Source organism: uncultured Methanospirillum sp., assembly GCF_963668415.2.
GTDB lineage: Archaea > Halobacteriota > Methanomicrobia > Methanomicrobiales > Methanospirillaceae > Methanospirillum.
Map to the genome: position 1 here is coordinate 3280750 of NZ_CAXXDL010000001.1, position 20364 is coordinate 3301113.

The following is a 20364-nucleotide window of genomic DNA, read 5'->3' on the forward strand; positions in this document are numbered from 1 at the left end:
TGCCTGAGTGAAATGAGTGGATCAAAGAGTTATTCAGGAACATCCCTGAATGTCATGCAGTATCTTCTGGATGTCAAGCCAGATAATGAGCGTTGTCTCCTGGCTGACTTCACTACGTTTCTCAAGAACATCATCGTGGGTTATTTTTATGATCCCTTTGATGTGGGTCTTAATCTGTGTTGCGATGTCGTCACCCAGCATTGAGACATGCCTTCCCATGATCTCGGTAACACTCTGGACATTATCCACGATGATGCTGACATGTTCTCCTCCTGTCACATCTGATGGTATGATAATGATCTTCTGTCCTGACCGGTCACTGCGTGACCGTTGCCCGAGCAGTATTGCCAGATCAATCACATGGGTCACTTCTCCTCTCAGATTGATGATCCCTATAACATACGGAGGGGTCCTTGGAAGCGGAGTAATTGGCTGAATCTCAACTACTTCCCTGACCATGGTGATATCTATTGCATACCGGTCTTCGTTCAGTTCGAACTCAACGATATCTATCTGCTCGGTCGAATCAATCTGACTTGATGCTGTACTGATTCCCTGCTCTTCTCTTATTAATTTCAGTTCGCTCTCAAGGGACAGGATCTTCTTCTCTAACGAATTGATCCTGGTGTGTTCAGTGGTGACATCGAGGTACCAGAACTTCTGACCTGCTTCTTCCCCGTTGTTTGTCCCGACTGCCTCCCTGAACCAGAACTCGCCTGAGGGAAATGATGCATGCACGATACCTGGAGGTTCAAAGACCATGATTTTCTGCCTCATCTGCCCGGTAAAAAATTCTGACCCGGTACCGGCAATTTTACAGAAACTCTCATTAACTCTTACAATCGACCCGGTCATATCTGTCTCAAGCACCGGGACAGGAAGATCATTGATAACAGAAAGGCAGTTTGCAGAACTGGTATCAGATGCCTGGACTGCCGACCTCTCTTCTTCTGGTTGTGCAGGTTTCTCTGGCTTTGCCTTGGTTTCTGTTTGAGAATATCCGGTCTTCTCATCTGACTGAGTGATCGGTTGCAGGATCAGGATGACAGAGACTCCGGTACCTGATGCTCCGACCGGTACAACCATCCCTGAGTTCTCTTGGACTCCCCATGTGGTTTCGAGTCTGATAACATCAGGGAGGAACTGCACATCTGTTGCGTCCTGCAGGAGGACTGCATCAGGGACAGTCACACCGATATCACGAACATCTGTTCCGGTAAGATCAGCCGGACTGATTCCTGTCAGCTCGGTAAATCCTTCGTTTGCATGCATCACCCGTGCATGCTTGTCCAGAAGTGCTGCTGCCGCAGGGTTCAGGTCCAGCAGCATCCTGAGCATCAGATCAATTGTGGATGCTGATGGCAGAGCTATAGTTTCCGTCTCTTCAGGCTCAAGTTCCTGATCATCAATTATCGGAACCCCTGCAATCAGAAGAAGGGGTTCGTCTTCAGAGACTCCCACTGGGGTAATTCCAAAGAAGACTTCTTCTTCGCTTCCATCAGGACGGGTTATCAGGGCTTCTGTCTGGCCTGGTGCAGGAGCATTCAGCACTGCTACGATATTCTCTGCATCCTGGTATCTGATGCCGCAGCTCCCGATATCACGGAGATATATGTTCTCTTTCCCTCTGCCAACAAGAGAACAGAATGCCTGATTACAGGCTGTAATGGTGCGGTACTGATCAACAACAACTGCCGGGATCGGGAAGTGTTCAAATGCCAGTGAAGCTGGGTCCAGTGCACTGATTTTGGTCGGCAGAGGTTCAGGGATATCCTGCTGTTCATCAGCCGGCACCTGGAATTTATTCTCTATCTCTGACTCTGTTGTTAACTCTGCTACTGTCGGTTTCAGAGGCTTCGTTGTTTTTACAAGGATAACGAGAGATATCGCTTCGTGGTCGAACGGGACCACGGGAGGAGTTAAGGTAACGATTGAGTACGCTTCACCATCAGGTCCGGTTATGATCAGATCGTCAGGGAAATAGGTACTGAGTGGAGGGTGTGATGTGGTTATACTGCTGCGGGCTATTGAGAAGAGGGTGCAGAAAGCATTGTTTGCATCGTATAGGCTCCGATCAGAGCCGGTGAGTACCATCGGAACGTCGTGGTACTGAAAGATCTCAAGTGCCCTGTCAAACTCGGTATGGGAGGTGATCAGATCATTGAGATATGACTCACGTTCTGAAGAGAGCTGAATATTCTCGGTCTGCAAGCCGGATATCTGTTCACTTTTGAGCAGCAGTCGTGACTGAAGGTCTGTATTCTCTGCCTTCTGCTGGTTGATGGCCTTTACCAGCGTGATAAGCCGGGAGACAATTGGTTCAAAGACTGCCGGTATCTCCGGAGGTGCAGAATCCTCAGCTTCACTTATCTTCCTGACAACCTCGGTTACTTCTGATACCGGAATGGATTCCATCTGGGGCACTGAGACTCCAGCCCCGGTGAACAGGGCCCGACGGCCCGAACGGTTCTTCTCCTGTTCCTCTGTCATCCCATCATCACCCCTGATCCAGAGTCTGCGCCACCTGTTCGAATGCCTTTGCAGCAGGATCATCAGGATTTGAAAACGCAAGCGGCATTCCCCGTCTGTTTGACAATCCCACCTGAAGACTATCAGGAACCTGAATTACCGTGCCCACTTCACGTTTCATCTGTTCCTCAAGGATCTGTTTTATCTCATCTGCCTGTTCAGGCTTTCCAGTTTGTCTTTTAAACCGGGCAGAGAATTTTGAGACGAATGATTCTTCAGGTACCGGGAGACTCCACCGGTTGAGCACAGCCATCCTTATCTGGATCTTCTTATTCAGTATCTCTTCGATGTCGGTCAGGATCATCCTGATGTTCTCGTACCCGTTCAGGGCAAAACTGTCTGGTGAGAAGACAATCACGGTTCTATCCGCTGCGATAAGCCCGTTCAGGAGGAACTGGCCGAGAAACGGAGGTGTATCTATCAGGATGTGATCATACCGCTCCTTCAGGGATACGATATCTCTGGCGAGAATTTCGTACCGGTCAGGGTTCTGGTAAAGCAGAGGTTCTGCACCAACCAGATCCAGATGAGAGGGGATGAGATCGATATTGGATATTGTGCGGATGATCAGGTTGGCAAGCGGAATCGGCTCGGCATCAGGGCTGCTCTGTGAAGAGTAATAGTGGTAGATATTATGAGCCGGTGTGTCAGGATGAATCCCAAGCCCGAGGGTAGCATTGGCCTGGGGATCGGTGTCAATTACCAGAACCCGACGACCTGACTTTACCAGAAATCCCGCAGCCTGAAGGCAGGTTGTGGTCTTTCCGGTTCCTCCTTTATGATGAGCAAACGCTGTGACCGTTATCAGGATCCCCTCTTATACCGTACATCCTGAGGCATTTATATTTATTATTACCGCTTCCCGGATTTTTCTTTCGACCCCGGGTCTCGCAGATTGGGTGACTCATGCTGTTCGTCTCTTCTTCTGTACTCGCAGATCTGTCCCTGATATCCTGGGAAGTTTCAGGGATACGTGATCTTTTATATCTCATGTTCATATTACTCATTAATTATGGCCGATCCTTCAGTCTTTGAACTGAGAAAGTTCGTAGCTCCGGAGATCGTGTACGGAAACGGGGCACGACTTCTGGCTGGCAGGTTTGCCTCCATTTTTCAGGCAGAGACCGTCCTGGTAGTCACAGATCAGGGTGTCATCAGTTCAGGCATTACTGCTGATGTTCTTCAGAGCCTTGAAGAGGCCGGTATCAGGTACTCAGTCTTCTCTGATGTCCAGCCAAATCCACGTGCAGAATCTGTCATGGAAGGAGCACTGATTTACAAGGAGAATCACTGCACCGGAATCATCGCGGTGGGTGGTGGCTCGCCCATCGACTGTGCGAAAGGTATTGGCATTGTCAGTTCAAACAACAGGCACATTCTGGAGTTTGAAGGGGTGGACAAAGTTGAGATTCCTGCACCACCACTCATCTGTATTCCGACGACCTCAGGGAGCAGTGCCGATGTCTCTCAGTTTGCCATCATCTCTGATCAGGATCGGAAGGTGAAGATAGCGATCATCTCTAAAACCCTGGTTCCTGATGTTGCACTGATCGATCCTGCCACACTCCTGACGCTTGACCGTGACCTGACGCTTCACACTGTCCTTGACGCCCTGACCCATGCAGTTGAGGCGTATGTTTCAAATGCTCACTCTTCGATCACAGATATTCATGCACTTGAGGCGATCAGACTGATCTGGTCATACCTGCCGCTTGTCATGAAGGAACCTGCAAACCTTGAGTTCCGTGCCTACACCATGCTGGCGAGTATGCATGCAGGCCTTGCCTTCTCGAATGCAAGCCTGGGTGCCGTGCATGCGATGGCTCACAGTCTTGGCGGGTTTCTGGATCTGCCCCATGGCATGTGTAATGCCCTGCTCCTGCCATCAGTGATCCACTATAACTATCCCGGAGCAGCGGAGCGGTATGACACTATCGGTAGGCTGATGGGGATTGATATGACCGGAAGCTCGGGGGAAGCACGAATGAGTTCTCTTCTCTCCGGCCTATCAGATTTCTATAAAACCGTAGGATTCTCAGGCACCCTCTCCGGTGTCGGTGTGCAGAAATCCCATCTTGCAGATCTGACCGAAAAAGCGATAGTGGATGCCTGCATGGTAACCAATCCCCGCAGGATCGAACGTGAAGATCTGCTAAGAATTTATGAGTCAGCACTCTGACCGGCTTGTCGGTCTTGAACCGGTTGTTGATGCAGCCTGCCGGGTTTTGATAGTCGGAAGTTTCCCGTCTGCCCTCTCACTTCAGGCCGGTCAGTACTACGCGAATCCCCGCAACGACTTCTGGAGGATCATGGAGGTTGTGACCTGTATGCCCACTGGTATTTCCTACCACTCCCGGCTCTCCTATCTTCTCTCCCAGGGTATTTGCCTGTGGGACGTGGTAGGTTCATGCACCCGGACAGGGAGTTCAGACGCAGCCATCAGAGATCCTGAACCGGCCGCCATTGGTTCACTCCTGATCCACTATCCTGGCATCAGGGCCATTTTCTGTAATGGAAGGCGTGCGGAAGCAGGGCTTGACCAGGCTCTGATGCAGGGTTCTGATAACGAAAAAAGAGCGGTGCATATTGGGTACCTCCCATCCAGCAGTCCTGCACATGCTGTCCGGTTTGAAGAGAAGTACCGGTCATGGATGGTACTCAAAGAGTATATCACTCCCTGACGATGACAGTCGTCTCTTCTACTGCATTACAATCCGGTGAATAAGGGACATAATTCCTGGTTTCATCTCTTTTTTTTGCGATGGTGAAAAAGGACTCATGAAAGCAGGAGGAGCAGCAAACATCTCCTCGTTCATGCGGTCCGAGATCTCGTCAAAGATCTTCTTGTATGCAATGCAATGTGGATCAACTCCTGACAATCGCCCCTGGTCAGGTGCAATGGCGTTGTAAGGGCACCCTCCACGACAATAGGATATATGCCGGCAGGACCCGCATGCCTGATCAACATACGATTTGAAATCGTGCATCTTTTTCCAGGCCTCGCTCCTGGAGAGATCTTCAACATCCGGACTGTCATAGACAGATCCCATCACCCATTGTTCCATCCCGACAAACCGGTAACAGGGGTAAATACTCCCGTTAGGTCCGATAGCAAAGGTGTTTGCCATACAGTCGGCATAGGTGCAGACAGTCCCATGCCTTGTAAAGACACACCGGCAGAGATCATTTATGTTCATGATCTCAAGGTCACCCTGATGTTCAAGAGCCTGATCGAGCAGGTAGACGAGCAGTGATCCGTATTCTTCCGGGGGAAGAGCCCACTGTTCGGGTTCCTCACTGCGAAGTGACGGAAGGGCTGGATGAAGTTTCATGGTGAAACCCTTCTCTTCAAAGAACCTGACGATTGCATCCTTCTCTTTCACCGATCGATTGGTAAAGGTGCAGATGAACCTGACATCGAGCCCGTGAGCCCTGGCTATCTCATATCCCGCCATCGTCTTCTGGTAGTACCCTTCTCCCCGCTGTGAGTCGGTCAGCATCTCGGGACCATCGATACTTGATCCGATCGGGATGTGGTATGAAGCAAATATCTCTGCTATCTCATCGGTCATTCTCCACAGGTTGGTCTGAATAGCAAATGCCGGGGTATTCTTTTCCAGTCCTTCTGCCAGCATAGGGAGGGCAGACCTGAAGAAGTCCGGTCCTGCGAGAAGCGGCTCTCCACCGTGGAATGTGACAGTAAGCGGATCATCGCGAAATCCTGAAAGCCACGAGACGGTTGCCCTTACCGTGTCCAGACTCATGACCGGTGATCCCTCCTCAGAGCTCCAGCAGTAATGACACTGCGAAGGGCATCCAAGGGTGGGGATGATCATGATATGGAACGGGGTCTTCATACTCATACATTCTTCCCTCTCCCTCATAGGGTTACGTGTAGAAAACTGAGGCTGATATTATATTCCTCCATGGAGTGAAGAAACCTTATAATTTGGAACACCGTAATTTCTACGGCGTTTTCTGACGTTAACGATCTCGCTATGAGGATCTATGGGCGTTCAAATTCAATCGTACAAATATTCTGGAATTATTTTTATTGTCCTGTCTGTACTGGCTCTCTCAACCTTCCCTGTCAGTGCCACCATATTTTCAGAGAATGGATCAAATGTTACAGCATCAGATCTCTACAATCTGACGAACAGCACCACAATTGTTCCGGGTAATATCTCCCCGGCATTCTTCTTTGATCCTGATTGTGGTGCCTGTGGCCCGTCCCATGAGTATATTGAGGCATATGTAGCAGATCACCCGGGGATAGATCTCCATGTGGTGAACCTTTCTACAGGGAATGAGTCACAAGACCTGCTGAACGCCTATTACGGCACATACAACCGTGAGTGGATGAACATTCCAGTGGTGTTCATCGGCCCGATGGGACTTGAAGGAACTGACGAGGTCATCAACAACTTTGACGGATTGCACTCCTGGTATGAGTCGCATAAGGATTCCAAGAATACCTGATACAAATCCCTTTTTGTGTTCTTTTCATTGAAGTGAGCAGAGTCATTCTATGCGTATGAGTTCTGTGGATCGAATAAGTTCATAGGTTCTCTGATTCTATTGATTGTATCTGGGTGGGCTTGGTGGCTGTGCGAATTTTATACGTAGATGATGAACCCGGCTTTCGCAATCTTGTAAAAGATTTCCTTGAGATGACCGGTGGATTCACAGTAGATGTGGCAGACTCTGCTGAAAATGCCCTGACCCTTCTCTCCCATACTTCCTATGATGTCATCATATCAGATTACCACATGCATGGCATGACTGGCGTCGATTTTTTACGCCAGATCAGGAGTTTTGACTCCTCAATCCCGTTTATTATCTTTACCGGTCAGGGGGATGAGGATGTAGTTATTGAAGCCCTCAATGCCGGTGCTGACTTCTATCTGAAGAAAGGCTCTGAGTCAGGCCCCCAGTTTCTCGAACTTACGCAGGTGATCAACATCTTGGTCTCCCGATCACAGTCGATCAGCCGTCTGAAAGAGAGTGAGGAGAAGTTCAGGACAATCGCCGAGTATACACATGAATGGATGTACTGGCTTGGGCCAACTGGTGATGTGATCTACATCTCCCCCTCCTGTGAGGATATCACTGGGTATACCAGGGAAGAGTTCAGCCTGGATCCAGCTCTGATCAATACTATTGTATTCAGGGATGATCGTGCTGAATGGGATACTCATCAGCAGATCGACATTCAGACTTACAGGCTATTGAGTCTTGATTTCAGGATCGTTCATAAAAACGGAGAAGTCAGGTGGATCAGTCATGTCTGCCAGGCTGTTTATAATTCAGATGGGAATTTTGCAGGGAGGAGAACCAGTAACCGTGATGTTACCCGGAGAAAAGAAGCCGAATCCCGTGCAATCCTCGAACGTGATAACTTTCTCAAGATATTCAGGGCGGCACCCATCGGACTTCTTCTCCTTGATCATGACCTGAAGATCGATCAGATCAATGATGTGATCTCAACAATAGTGCTCCATGAACCTGCAGAGATAATCGGGAACCGGGTAGGCAACGGGTTATCCTGTCAGCATAGTCTGGACCATCCGAATGGATGCGGGTATGGAACTGCATGCCCAGAATGTCCTCTTCGTAACGCTATAGATACCGTGCTTAAGGAGGGGACGAGTGTGCACGGGGCGATTCTCCCGCTGACCCTTCTTTTCGGTGGCAGCCCACACCTGCGGTGGCTCAGTGTCAATGCTGAACCTCTTGAGATCGAAGGTAGTACCCATGTGATCGTTGCTATCGATGACATCACAGAAAAACGTGAGATGGAGATCGCCCTCCGTGAGAGTGAAGCGAAGTTCAGGACCTTGTCAGTCTCGATCCCTGCCGGAATTCTAACCTATCAGCGTAACTACTGGACCTATGCAAATCCTGCTGCTGAAGAGATATCCGGTTACACGCAGGCTGAACTCCTGTCTATGCACTTCTGGGATCTGATTCATCCGGATTATCAGGAGTCATTGAAGGAACTGGGTCTTGCCAGGCAGGCTGGCATGGCATCTGGCAGCAGACAGTTTGAGCTCATCGTCATAAACAAGAACGGTGAAGAGCGGTGGGTTGAACTGAATGCAAGTTCTGTAACAATCAGAGGAGAGGTTGCCGGTCTTATCACCGTTTTTGATGTTACCGAGCGCAAAAACATCGAGAGACAACTTGTCCTCAGTGAAGAGAAGTACAGGTCAATATTTGAAAACCAGATCGATCTCTTATACCAGACAGATATCAATGGAGTTATCCAGACCCTCTCACCCTCCTGTCTAAAACTTGCCGGTTATACCCCCACAGAACTGGTAGGCCACTCTGTCCTCGACCTGTACGCAGATCCTGTTCAGAAAAAAATTCTGAACGAGAAACTGATCAAGGATGGAATTGTATATGATTTTGAAACTGTCCTTATTGACCGCAAAGGAACGCATGTTCCAGTCTCCATCAACAGCCATATCATCTATGATAATGCCGGGCTTCCTGTCAGGATAGAGGGTACCATCAGGGACATTACAGAGAGAAAAAATACTGAAAATGCTCTCCGGAGAAGCGAAGAACACTATCGTTCTCTCTTTGAAAATATGCTAGAAGGGTTTGCCTACTGCAGGATGATGTATGATGAGTCCGGCTCTCCCACTAACTGGTTATACCTCCAGGTAAACCAGGCGTATGAAAGGATATTCGGGGTCTCCACGATTCAGGGGAGAACAGTCACAGAACTCATTCCCGGAATCAGGGATGCCAATCCTGAACTCTTTGAGATCTACAATAATGTTGTTCTGTCTGGTCTGCCAAAGACATGTGAAGTATATCTGCCTCTACTTGATTCATGGCACAGCATATCTGCGTACCGGCCTGAAGAGGGTCACTTCGTCATCATCTTTGAGGATATTACACAGAGAAAACGATCAGAACAGATGCTCCACAAACTGATCGCAGAGCAAAGAACTATTCTTGAGAATGTTCCTGCCATGATCTGGTACAAGGATACAAAAAATAATTTTGTCAAAGTTAACCCTGCTGCTGCACATGCCTTCGGGATGCAGGTCGAGGAGATAGAGGGTAAAAATTATGTTGAGCTCTTCCCAACCACTCCTGATCGGTACTATGCAGATGATCTGGAGGTAATCAATTCAGGCATTGCCAAACTTGGTATCATCGAGCCCCTGCATATTGCACATGGTGCGCATATCTGGGTTCAAACCGACAAAGTCCCACTGCGGGATCAGGACGGAACTATCATCGGAGTGCTTGTAGTCAGTGGGGACATCACTGAACGGAAAAAAGCAAAGGATGCAATCACTCTGGCACACAAGAAACTCAATCTCCTGTCAAACATAACCCGACATGATGTTGTCAACCAACTCCAGGGTATGTTTGTAACACTTGATATTGCCAGAACGGATCCCCTGGGCCCTGATACACTGATAATGATTGAGAAAGCAGATGTGTTTGCTCACAATATTGAGCGCCAGATTGCTTTCACCCGTGACTACCAGGATATCGGTTTAGCCTCTCCTGTCTGGGCTGATCTCTATGAGACTATCAACGAGGCTGTCACTGCATTCAGGGAGATTTCGGTGAGGATTTTCATTGACAATGACTCCGTGAAGATCTACGCAGATCCCCTTCTTGTGAAAGTGTTTCACAACCTCATCGATAATGCTCTCAGGTACGGGGAAAAGATATCTGAGATCAGGTTCTCGGGGTCAGCAGGCCCTGCAGGGTATACGATCATATGTGAAGATGACGGAGTCGGCATTCCCGATCAGTTCAAGCAGAAGATCTTTAACCGAGAATACTTCAAACACACCGGGTTTGGTCTGAATCTTTCACGTGATATCCTTGAGATAACCGGCATCACAATCATTGAGAATGGTGAGGCAGGAAAGGGTGCCCGGTTTGAGATCCAGGTTCCTCCTGACGGGTACCGCATCAGCCAGGATTCAGAAAAACTATTGTCTTAACCCGATCTCTCCCGTTTTAAACGGGCACGGTATGCCCGGCCTTCTCCAAATGCAACACCGGCAGCAGGGCCCAGACTCCTGTATGATGGTCCGGCCAGCACCATCGGGTTTATTTTATCAGGATCTGGCTTGTCATCATCAAGACATTCTGTGCTTGCATAGTACTCAATGACCTCTCCGATGAAGACCTCATTGTATGGGAGATCGACAGTCCTGATCACCCTGCATACAAAGTTTATCGGACACTCCTCGATCATCGGAGCGGATCGCTCATTCCCATAAAAGGTTGTGAAGATCCCGCTCTTATCAACATCACGACCTGACACAAGCCCGCAGAAGTCAGCCTTTTGCACGAGTTCTGCCGGGGGAATATTAACACTGAAAAATCCGGTCTCTCTGATCCCCTCGTTTGAGTAATGGGATTTCATGGACGAGATGTATACGATCGGAGGCTGAAGGGACATGATCCCGAATGCTCCAAGGGTCATGTAGTTTTCCCTTCTATGAATCAGGGATCCTGCAATAACAACCGGGAGAGTAACTTCTGGCGGCTGGGGTGGAAGTTGTATCTTCTCCATTGTTTCTCCATCTTACCGAATGCAGGACAGAAGTATATTGAATTATTTTCTGATGATCTCTCTGATCCGGCTGAGCATGATCATCTGCTGATCATGCCCTTCACATATTCCATCGCGAAGTTCATCAAGAATTGCATCAACTGGCTCAGCAAGGGAAAAGACCTTTACCGGACGTCCTTTGTTCGCGGTAATCAGACTGGCAACTATAACCCACTTCCTCTTTGTAAGGCCGGTTATCGCAACACTCACTTCGGGCTGGCGAAGATCGGCAATTCGTTCAATTTCCCGTGATGTCAGTTCTGCTCCCCTAAAGAAGACAACCAGTATACGTGCCTCATTCATCTTCAGCCCGACTTCGACGAGCAGACGAATGACCTCATTCTCCGTATCAGTTAATTCAGGTATAAAAGAAGACCCCATCAGCTTCCCGTGATTTATTCTTACTTTATTATTATAATAATTTTATTGATTTGATCTGTGGAGAAATATTCTCTTATTTCTAAGTTTTCGCCAATAATTTCGTGAATTTCAGTTTTTTAGATATGGGGATTCTGCCTGTCTCGATCTCTGTGTATGTGAGCAGAATCATTTGAAATTCACAGTTCTGAACCATGTAATGCCGGCTTAATGATGACGGTTCCTTTATGTACAAGTGAATATAATACACTCATATCGTGAAGACCGTTCTGTATGTGGATGATGAGCCTGCACTCCTGGACATCGCCCGGTTATTTCTTGAGAAGACGAGTGAGTTCAGGGTTCTTACAGCTGAGACAGCAAAAGAAGGTCTTGAGATCATCAGCACCACCCATCCTGATGCAATCGTTTCAGATTACCAGATGCCGGGGATGGATGGTCTGGAGTTTCTGAAGGCGGTACGTCATGACAGTGCTATCCCTTTTATCATGTTCACCGGAAGGGGGAGTGAGATGATCGCCATGGAAGCGACAAACAGCGGTGCGGATTACTACATACAGAAAGGAGCAGATCCCAGAGCACTCTTTGCCGAGCTTACATACAAACTCAGACTCGCTCTCTCTGATCGCAGAGATGAGACAGAAGAGCAGCGGTCAAAAAAGACGATCAGGACCCTCATCGACAAGACATACAACGCGGTTATCATTCATAACGAGGAGGGCAAGATCCTCGATGTCAACTCCAGGATGATGGAGATGTTTCATGTCACCCGTGATGAAGCGCTGAAATATTCGATCGATGATCTGTCAGGACCTGGATCCCCAACCGTTATACGGCCTGATGTCATGAAAAAGGTTCTTGCAGGTGAAGATCAGTTTCTGGTCTGGGAGGCACGCAGACCACATGACGGATCTGTGTTTCCCATTGAAAAATTCCTGACCCGCATTAACTTTGGAAAAAATGATTATATCCTCTGTAATATCAGGGATGTTTCAAAGTCAGAGAAGAAGCTTGAGACAGATGCGATGATTCTATCGGCGGTCGATAATGCACCTGAAGGTATCATCTGCACAGATTCAGAAGGAAAGATCCTGTATCTGAACAAGACCTGGAGTGACAGGCTGGGTATCACTCAAACTGACATGACTACTGCAACCATTTCTACCATTGATCCTTCACTCACATCCGAACTCATCTCTCAGTATGCTGCTGCTCCTGATGGCACGACTGCCACATTTAGCACAACTCACCAGGGACCGAAAGGTCCGGTTCAGGTTGACCTTTACTGCACGAAGCAAACCCTGAATGGCAGGGTTATTCTCTGCTGGTATGCGAGGGAGAAGGCCAGATCTCCCTGATACTACCCTACACTCTTCTAATAAATTCTTTAGAGGTTGTCCTACCTGAACGTCCTCATTGACCAGCCTCTTTGATATAACTGTTCCAGAAAGACAATTTCGAATCACAGGTCCTTCCCGCTTTCATGAGGCTTGTGCCGGACTCTATCAACAAAAAGGAGTACGTTTTCTGCCTGCATAGGGTCAGCGGGCAGGTTCTGGTTTCAGGCCTGTTTCGGAGTAAGGGTTCCACCGTTTTTCAGGGTAAAGGTTTTGCCCTTGAGATTATTGTTTGTTGTAAGGTTCTTGTCATACGTTACAGTAAATCCGTTTCCGAAGATATTGGAGATTGTATTGTCCACTATTCCATCCGGATCAGTGAGAGAGGTGAGTGTCGAGTCAGCCGTTACGTTCCAAGAACTTGTCTCATCAAGGTTGAGGGCTGATGTGTTTATCGAACCAGACAAGGTGGAGCTGTTCTTCAGGGTTGCAGCGATTGAACTGATCGCGTCAGTCACGAGTGATCCTGTGAGTTGCTCGTTGTCAGCGGTGAAGATCACGATCCCTCCATTTTTTCCTTCTGTACCCCACCGCGAGGTTCCGGCAGCCTTGATCAGCAGGTCGGGTGTTCCTATTAAATTCACATTCTTCAGGGTTATCACCGAGTCGGTGTTGGTCACAAAGAACGCAGGTCCGGCTGTCGGTTCATACGATCCTCCATCCATGGTGAAGACACCGGTTCCGGTCTCAGCATCACCTGAGAAACTCTGATAGATCATGGTTCCTCCTGTTTTTTCTACACCACCTGACAGGGTAGTGTTGATAAGATGTATTGAATTAAATCCTTCAATTACAGCGGCCTCGGTTCCGACAGATTTCACTGTTGCTTTGGTTACATTGATGACACCGGTTGAGTAGATACCCGGTGAATCAGCACCCGATGAGAAGATCGTACCGCGGGTAACGGTTACGGTCCCGCTACCCCGGTCAGTTGCCAGGGGAGCTCCGTGGCTGCCTGTGGTGGTAATATCTACATCGGTAAGAGTCAGAGCGCCACTGAGGGTAGCCATAACTCCATGGCCTCCGTCTCCAGAAGCAGTGATCGTAAGGTTTTCAAGTGAGATTGAAGTGCCTTCACCGGTTGGGATTGCGCCGTTTGCCCCACTACCTGTTGTCGTGATGGAACCCCCAGATATCACAACTGTACTGGCATTGTTTGCAAGTACAGCCCCATTGAGTCCGTAAAAACTGCTTGCGTCATTGTTTGATGTGTTACCTGATGAACTGATCGTCGGGTTCGTGAGCGTTAGTGACCCCTTGTTGGTCACATAAATTGCAGAGAGATCAGCCGTGTCTGATGTAAATGTGCTATGTGATTCAGATACTGTTTCCCCATCAACGGTGAAATTCCCGGCAAGGGTGTACATTGTATTAGAGTTACCACCCGGGCCTCCTGGTGGAGCACCAGCAGATGGGGCTCCACCGGCTGGCATGTCCGGAGGAGCCTGGCCATTGCCCATACCACCTGGTCCCGGTGGCATTCCGGCTGGACCTGCCTCTTGGTTATTATCAAAAGCTGCACTGCATCCTGCAAAACCTGTAATTATGAGCAGGGCAAGCAGGGTTGCAGAAATATAACTGAACTGTATCATGGTATTACGCTCGTTTTAAACAGCAGATCCACCGCATGTTGGATGTGGCAGAATGTCCATACTGGACATCTGGTATAGTCTGACCTGTTTTCATCAGAGAATCATAAAGAATTGGTAACGATCAGGTTGGAGATCTGGACCTGAAAGTTCATAATGCCTAAAAAATTGCCTAGACACACGAAATATAAAACTCAAATATTCTCTTAATTTTTAATCATCTCCATGATATGGTATTGATATGGTGCAAAAGGAGAGCACAGTAAATCCTGTCCTATATGGTAACTATTATACGCAGTATCTTATATGGGGACGGCAGAATACTCTCATCGAGTGATCATCATGGATGTGATTGGAAGTATTAGTGATGCATTCAGCTATGCATCAGAAGCAGTCGTCGGAAAGTGGGTCAGATGGATCATCCTCATTATTGCATCGGTCATCTTCCCGCTTATCATGGGATATACGCTCAGAATTATGAAGGGAGTAACACCAGCTCCTGAACCTGAAGACTACCTGGGTATGTTCATTGACGGCATTAAGATGCTTATCATTGGAATTGTCTATATGATCATCCCCTGCATCATCGGAGCATTGGTCTTCTCGTTAAGTGGAGGATTCGGGGCTCTCACCATGCTGATGACGAACGTGTCAAACCCGGGTGCATACCTTGGCATGCTGGTAGGAACACTGGGAATCTCATTCCTGATCTTCTTCATCGTGATGTTCATCTTCAGCCTGTTTGAGATCATCGGGATGGTTCAGTTTGCCAGAAGCGGAAGCATGGGTGCAGCCTTCGCCTTCAGCGAGATAATTGAGAGAATCGGAAAGATTGGGTGGGGTTCATATCTGATCGCTCTGATTCTTCTTTGCGTAATCTTCTTCGTTATCTATGGTATTCTCTCCCTGATCCCTGTCATTGGATGGCTGCTCACCTTTATCATCATGCCATACCTCTCGATAGTTGGAGCCAGGTTCTACTCCACCCTCTACGATGCAGGCCAGTAGTCGGCATCACACCTTCCCCTTTTTGTGACCTGACCAAAACTGATAATCTCTCATCAGGGTGATATCTATTCTGTATCATCCCCTGCCCGGCGTCGGATGGACTCTCCACATTACGCCCTGTAGGGAAGGAATGTTATATGGATACGGGAATCACCGAATTTCTTTTGGTTTTTCAGACTGTGGTTCAGTGGATAGCGATCATCCTGTCCGCCTCTACTGGTGTGTATGATGCACGAAGAAACGGGCTTGACTACTTTGGAGCTCTGGTCATTGCGGTGATCGTCGCCGTGGGAGGCGGAACACTCCGTGATATTCTTCTGGGACGGTACCCTCTCTTCTGGCTCCAGGATCCGATCTACCTGATAAGCATCCTTGTTGTGGGTGTGATTGGAATCCTGCTTGTTCCGATCAGTACCGGATCATATGGAAGCGAAAAGTCGGCCCAAACCGATCTCTTCAACGCTGTTGTCAGGCTCATGTTCGGGACATCAGGCTCGTTTGCACTGATTGATGCCATTGCCTTGGGGATGTGGGCATACCTCGGGACATACTATGCCCTTACCAGCGGTATCCCTCCGCTGGTTGCCCCTATCATGGGAGTGATCACTGCATCATTCGGTGGTGTGCTCAGGGATGTCTTCTTTGCAAAAATTCCTGAAATCTTCAGACCCGGCCAGTTTTATGCCATCGCGTCATTTGCCGGGGCGGCGGCGTACACCTTCTGCTGGAATTTCATGATCCCATACCCTACCGGATTTCTGGCCTGTATCGTGATCACGTTCGTGATACGGATGATATCTGTCAGGTACAATATCACCAGTTTCTGATTTTAAGAAAGGGGTATGTAATAACTACTCGTCTTCATCTTTGAGTTCGTACACGTATCGGGCAGCCTTCGGGTACATTGATCTGATGATCTCAGCAAGGTCTGTCCGCCCGAGTTTATATGGTGAAGGACCGAGTCGGCTGAAACAGACGGTCACGTCCTGTGATGGCTGTACATCACGAATCTGCATGGATTCAAGTTCAGGGCCCGGATCATAATATCCAGTTAAATCAGTCGTCTCATCCTCTTCAGCGGGTATTACCCTGACATCCTCTGCACCGGCAACCGGCTGGGGGTTGGTGTACTGCAAAACGCCTGCAGCGATCTCATCTCGTGTTTTTCCCCGGAGCAGGAAGAGGAGCATGGGGTCCGCGTTCACCTGGTTTCCGAGTGCCATGTAGGTGGCAACAATGTGACTGCAGGTGTGGTGATCTGATTCGCAGTCGCATCGGTAGTCCAGATCCTCAAGTGATGCCGGTATGATATGAATGCCAGCCTCTTTCAGCATCTCGTCGAGTTCTTTGCTATAATAACCTGAAAGAAGTTTTGTATACTGATCCTGGTTTGCTGCAAAGATCCGGTATACTACCTCCCAGTCATCCCCGAGGTCTTCTATCCATAATGCTGCACGATGGGAACCGCCAACTGCCTCAAGCACCACCGTCTCAACTCCGCTCGGGTACAACCCTTTCACAATCACCTGACCCCGTTCTGCAAGCCGCCTTCCTTTCACAAGCTGGGTGGTATCTTTTCCAGGTCTCATCATACTGAGAAACTCTGTTGTCCACCATGACTCACCGAGAAGTTGCTGACGGGTCTTCTCATCTGCACTGCTTCTCACCATCAGAGATCATCCCCGAAGACCTGTTCACGAAGGCGAAGTACATCCATCAGTTCACCGTCAGGAAGTTCTGTCAGCCATTCTTCTCCAGCAGAGATGACCTGATCTGCTACGGCTCGTTTTCGTGCAATCATCTCATGGATCTGCTCTTCAAGGGTGCCCGCTGTGATCAGCATGTGAACCTGTACGGTCTTTGTCTGCCCGATCCGGTACGTTCTGTCGGTTGCCTGATCTTCGACCGCCGGGTTCCACCATCTGTCAATGTGAAACACATGGTTTGCCCTCATGAGGTTCAGACCGGTACCTCCTGCCCTGAGTGATATCACAAAGAATTTAGGGCCGTCAGATTTGGCGAACCTGGCGATCATCTCCTCACGCTTGAGCCGTGGTGTTGATCCGATCAGGAGCAGCACTTCACGCTCAAGAGACTGGTGCAGAGTTTTTGCAAGATCCTTTGCAAAGGTTGCATACTGGGTGAATATGATCGCTGCATCTCCTTCGTCCCTGACCTCTTCAAGCATCTCGACAAGCCGTTGGACTTTCCCTGATCTTGACGGCTCCAATGTTGCAACGGTACCATGTTCTGGATAGTTGCAGATCTGCTTCAGCCTTGTGAGTGCCGAGAGCACTCGTCCTTTTCTGGCAATTCCGACAACCGACTTGATATCATGTGCAAGCCCATTCACCGTGCTCTGGTACAGTGCAGCCTGTTCATGGGTAAGGGTGCAATAGATCTCCATCTCCATCTTTTCCGGGAGATCTGATATGACTGTATTGTCTGTCTTTACCCTTCTGAGCAGGAATGGCCTGATTATTCTTCGAAGTTCTACTGCTTTCTCATCTGCTCCCCCTTTCTCAATCGGGGTTGCATACATCTTCTGGAATGCAGAGAGTGAACCAAGGTATCCCGGGTTTATCGTCTCCATCAATGCCCAGAGTTCGGTGAGGTGGTTCTCGATTGGTGTTCCGGTGAGTGCAATCCTGTGATCCGCTTCAAGGGTTCTCACTGCCTGGAACTGCTTTGTCTGCGGGTTCTTAATATTCTGGACCTCGTCAAGGACAAGTGCTGAATAAGAGCATCTGCAGAGGAGTTCCAGGTCACGGGGAACAAGTGCATATGAGGTGATGATCAGGTCCGACGACTTCACCTTATCAAGGAATGCATCCCCTTTCAGGCGTGATGAGCCATGATGAATGAAACAGGTGAGCGTAGGGGCAAACCGTGCCAGTTCGCGCTCCCAGTTTCCGATGATCGAGGTAGGACAGATTACCAGTACTGGTCCGGTGAGGTCTCCACTCTCTTTTACAGAAAGGAGGTATGCTATCGTCTGTGGAGATTTGCCAAGACCCATATCATCCGCAAGGCAGGCCCCAAATCCAAGCGAGCGGCACCGAAGCAAAAATGACACTCCCGTCTCCTGGTACGGGCGGAGTGTCCCGCTGAAGGTGTCCGGAATCTGAACTTTAGTATGATACCATCCCTCCCTGACACCTGCGATCAGTTCACCGGTCCAGTCATCACCCGGAGTAATGTCTAGATCTGAATCAGGATCTTCTGAACGTGCGATCATCTTAAGAAGTTCGGCAACCGATACCCTGTGTTTTTTATACTGTTTCTCGATAGTTCTGATCTTCAGTTCAAGTGCAGGTTGATCGATCGTCACCCAACGCCTGCCTGCCCTGACAGTCGAGGTCTGCTGCTCCACCATCTGTCTGAACGCTGCAGGTTCAATGAAGTCATCGCCGACCGCTATCCGATAGTCATAATGGAGCAGACTCGCAAGCCCCACCGTCGAGGTGATACTTTTCTCCCGCTGTCTTTGTATGGAGAACTGTATTCGTACGGGCTCTGCCTGCCTTCCCCACCAGTCCGGGCAGATGATCTCAATCCCACTCTCACGTATGCGGGGAACAACATGACTCATGAACCTGATCAGATCTGACTCAGGAATCCTGATCATCACATTGAACTCAGATACGGGTGTCACTTGTGAATCAGTCAGGTTCGCGATATTCTGCACCGATTTCGCTGTATTCTTTAGCAGTCTCTTCAGTTCTTCTTCCGCGGGTAAGGGAATTGGTACTTTTTTTCCTTCTCCGAGTCGGCTTGCAGGGATCAGGATGTCTGAATGATCAGCAGACCGCACCAGGAATGTGATCGCCCATTCATGCGACTGTTCTTCTGTTTCTTTGACTGAATGACTGACCGGTGTGATCTCTTCGATCTTTGCAACTGCTGTCCATGGGAGATCGTCAGGGATATCAATACCATCAGTATCGGTCCATTGGTCAAACTTTCCTTTCCACCCATTCGTGATCTGGGGATTTGTGATCGGCATCCGGTGGCGTTCGCATCCCTGGAGATAGTAGAGGGCAGTCAGTTCCTGGGAATACTTCAGCCTCTCGATCGGAGAATAATTTGAGATTAGATCAACGGGATCTCCCTCTTCTGAGCAACGGATGATACGGGCGATCACCGATTCGATGAAGAGAGTTATTGTTTCCGTTCTGCTGAATTTTGAACCTCCCTCTGAAGATTTAAGAAAATGCTTCTGAATGGGAGGCATCGTTTTGGTCAACTGGTTGATCCGGTGTGAATCATATGATGAGGGAAGAAGTTTCCATCTGGTACAGACCCCACCGTTCTGGTACACTCCGGAAGATGGGAGAAACCGCCCCCTGATAACCATCTCCCTGGCAAGTAATGCACATGTTCTCCAGAAACGAAGAGATCCCCCCTCAATCCACAACCCTGATGAGCTGCTTTCGGGGAGAGAGATCAAAAGGTCTGGCTGACAGAGGAGTACTGGAACCTGGAAGAGGGTCAGTGCATCCGGAGTTGTCTGGGAAATTTCTGCCCGCGATCCACGTTCTGGAGAAGTGATCAGAATTCCTTTTGAGGTTGGGAATTCGATCCGACATGAGGAGACCTGGCGTTCTGCAGATTGTTCTCTTCCGTTTTGTTTAAGATCTGATCCGATCAGCGATGTGAGGTACTCTGCATTACTTGCAAATGGATGATCCTGTCCTGAACCTGCTTTAACAGCACTACTCCCAGTTCCTGGATTATCTTCTTCTCCGAATAGAATAAGAGAAAAAGGCTGATGAGGATTATACAGGGCATGCAGAATAGTTCTGGTATCTGAACGATGAGAGGATGACAAAGAGGCCTCCGATAACTCCCTATATTGTTATCT

At 48.7% G+C, this 20364-nt stretch carries 15 protein-coding genes; 7 read left to right on the forward strand and 8 right to left on the reverse strand.

Translation table 11 applies throughout. The features are described 5' to 3' along the window. Positions 1-33: 33 nt before the first annotated feature. Both ACHZA2_RS15440 and ACHZA2_RS15445 read right to left on the reverse strand, forming a co-directional pair. Positions 34-2490, reverse strand: coding sequence for a chemotaxis protein CheW (locus tag ACHZA2_RS15440; protein ID WP_319580443.1), 2457 nt, complete (start codon positions 2488-2490; stop codon positions 34-36). A 7-nt stretch (positions 2491-2497) separates the two neighbouring features. Continuing rightward, positions 2498-3340 carry an AAA family ATPase gene (locus ACHZA2_RS15445; protein WP_319580974.1) on the reverse strand — a complete coding sequence of 281 codons (843 nt, stop codon included), beginning with the start codon at positions 3338-3340 and terminating at the stop codon, positions 2498-2500. 201 nt (positions 3341-3541) lie between these two features. Between ACHZA2_RS15445 and ercA the strand changes: the two genes are divergently transcribed. Next, positions 3542-4708 (forward strand): alcohol dehydrogenase-like regulatory protein ErcA, encoded by a 1167-nt coding sequence (gene ercA / locus ACHZA2_RS15450; RefSeq protein ID WP_319580444.1) that lies wholly within the window; start codon positions 3542-3544, stop codon positions 4706-4708. Further along, positions 4692-5210, forward strand: coding sequence for a DNA-deoxyinosine glycosylase (locus ACHZA2_RS15455; protein ID WP_319580445.1), 519 nt, complete (start codon positions 4692-4694; stop codon positions 5208-5210). The genes ercA and ACHZA2_RS15455 overlap by 17 nt, the downstream gene beginning before the upstream one ends. An 18-nt stretch (positions 5211-5228) precedes the next feature. Here the strand turns inward: ACHZA2_RS15455 and ACHZA2_RS15460 are convergent, their stop codons facing one another. Beyond that, a complete protein-coding gene (locus tag ACHZA2_RS15460; protein WP_319580975.1) occupies positions 5229-6386 on the reverse strand; it encodes a TIGR04083 family peptide-modifying radical SAM enzyme in 1158 nt (385 codons plus the stop codon). Between the two features lie 151 nt (positions 6387-6537). On the opposite strand from ACHZA2_RS15460, the gene ACHZA2_RS15465 reads away from it, so the two are divergent. Together ACHZA2_RS15465 and ACHZA2_RS15470 are read left to right on the forward strand one after the other, a co-directional pair. Beyond that, positions 6538-7008, forward strand: coding sequence for a hypothetical protein (locus ACHZA2_RS15465; protein WP_319580446.1), 471 nt, complete (start codon positions 6538-6540; stop codon positions 7006-7008). A gap of 122 nt (positions 7009-7130) precedes the next feature. Further along, positions 7131-10511, forward strand: coding sequence for a PAS domain S-box protein (locus tag ACHZA2_RS15470; protein WP_319580447.1), 3381 nt, complete (start codon positions 7131-7133; stop codon positions 10509-10511). Here ACHZA2_RS15470 and ACHZA2_RS15475 read toward each other — a convergent pair. Together ACHZA2_RS15475 and ACHZA2_RS15480 are read right to left on the reverse strand one after the other, a co-directional pair. Continuing rightward, positions 10508-11089 (reverse strand): flavin reductase family protein, encoded by a 582-nt coding sequence (locus ACHZA2_RS15475; protein WP_319580448.1) that lies wholly within the window; start codon positions 11087-11089, stop codon positions 10508-10510. The two genes, ACHZA2_RS15470 and ACHZA2_RS15475, sit on opposite strands and share 4 nt — an antisense overlap. A gap of 42 nt (positions 11090-11131) precedes the next feature. Continuing rightward, the gene (locus tag ACHZA2_RS15480; protein WP_319580449.1) at positions 11132-11509 is read right to left on the reverse strand and encodes a hypothetical protein; all 378 of its coding nucleotides are present in this window, start codon (positions 11507-11509) and stop codon (positions 11132-11134) included. Between the two features lie 254 nt (positions 11510-11763). Here ACHZA2_RS15480 and ACHZA2_RS15485 point away from each other — a divergent pair, with 254 nt between their 5' ends. Next, a complete protein-coding gene (locus tag ACHZA2_RS15485) occupies positions 11764-12864 on the forward strand; it encodes a response regulator (RefSeq protein ID WP_319580450.1) in 1101 nt (366 codons plus the stop codon). A 203-nt stretch (positions 12865-13067) separates the two neighbouring features. On the opposite strand, the gene ACHZA2_RS15490 is transcribed toward ACHZA2_RS15485, so the two are convergent. Next, positions 13068-14495: a hypothetical protein gene (locus ACHZA2_RS15490; RefSeq protein ID WP_319580451.1), complete on the reverse strand. Its 1428-nt coding sequence runs from the start codon at positions 14493-14495 to the stop codon at positions 13068-13070. 303 nt (positions 14496-14798) lie between these two features. Here ACHZA2_RS15490 and ACHZA2_RS15495 point away from each other — a divergent pair, with 303 nt between their 5' ends. Together ACHZA2_RS15495 and ACHZA2_RS15500 are read left to right on the forward strand one after the other, a co-directional pair. Continuing rightward, a complete protein-coding gene (locus ACHZA2_RS15495; protein ID WP_319580452.1) occupies positions 14799-15500 on the forward strand; it encodes a DUF4013 domain-containing protein in 702 nt (233 codons plus the stop codon). 137 nt (positions 15501-15637) lie between these two features. Then, positions 15638-16327 carry a TRIC cation channel family protein gene (locus tag ACHZA2_RS15500; RefSeq protein WP_319580453.1) on the forward strand — a complete coding sequence of 230 codons (690 nt, stop codon included), beginning with the start codon at positions 15638-15640 and terminating at the stop codon, positions 16325-16327. Between the two features lie 24 nt (positions 16328-16351). Here the strand turns inward: ACHZA2_RS15500 and ACHZA2_RS15505 are convergent, their stop codons facing one another. Both ACHZA2_RS15505 and ACHZA2_RS15510 read right to left on the reverse strand, forming a co-directional pair. After that, positions 16352-17170: a hypothetical protein gene (locus ACHZA2_RS15505; protein ID WP_319580454.1), complete on the reverse strand. Its 819-nt coding sequence runs from the start codon at positions 17168-17170 to the stop codon at positions 16352-16354. Then, on the reverse strand, positions 17170-20331 hold the full coding sequence (locus ACHZA2_RS15510; protein WP_319580455.1) for a DEAD/DEAH box helicase: 3162 nt from the start codon (positions 20329-20331) through the stop codon (positions 17170-17172). Before ACHZA2_RS15510 ends, ACHZA2_RS15505 begins: the two co-directional genes overlap by 1 nt. Positions 20332-20364 lie beyond the last annotated feature (33 nt).

Coding starts and splice junctions, on each gene's coding strand:
- ACHZA2_RS15465 (WP_319580446.1), top strand. CDS start 6,538: ATGGGCGTTCAAATTCAATCGTACAAATATTCTGGAATTATTTTTATT.
- ACHZA2_RS15440 (WP_319580443.1), bottom strand. CDS start 2,490: ATGACAGAGGAACAGGAGAAGAACCGTTCGGGCCGTCGGGCCCTGTTC.
- ercA (WP_319580444.1), top strand. CDS start 3,542: ATGGCCGATCCTTCAGTCTTTGAACTGAGAAAGTTCGTAGCTCCGGAG.
- ACHZA2_RS15455 (WP_319580445.1), top strand. CDS start 4,692: ATGAGTCAGCACTCTGACCGGCTTGTCGGTCTTGAACCGGTTGTTGAT.
- ACHZA2_RS15495 (WP_319580452.1), top strand. CDS start 14,799: ATGGGGACGGCAGAATACTCTCATCGAGTGATCATCATGGATGTGATT.
- ACHZA2_RS15460 (WP_319580975.1), bottom strand. CDS start 6,386: ATGAAGACCCCGTTCCATATCATGATCATCCCCACCCTTGGATGCCCT.
- ACHZA2_RS15480 (WP_319580449.1), bottom strand. CDS start 11,509: ATGGGGTCTTCTTTTATACCTGAATTAACTGATACGGAGAATGAGGTC.
- ACHZA2_RS15500 (WP_319580453.1), top strand. CDS start 15,638: ATGGATACGGGAATCACCGAATTTCTTTTGGTTTTTCAGACTGTGGTT.
- ACHZA2_RS15490 (WP_319580451.1), bottom strand. CDS start 14,495: ATGATACAGTTCAGTTATATTTCTGCAACCCTGCTTGCCCTGCTCATA.
- ACHZA2_RS15475 (WP_319580448.1), bottom strand. CDS start 11,089: ATGGAGAAGATACAACTTCCACCCCAGCCGCCAGAAGTTACTCTCCCG.
- ACHZA2_RS15505 (WP_319580454.1), bottom strand. CDS start 17,170: ATGGTGAGAAGCAGTGCAGATGAGAAGACCCGTCAGCAACTTCTCGGT.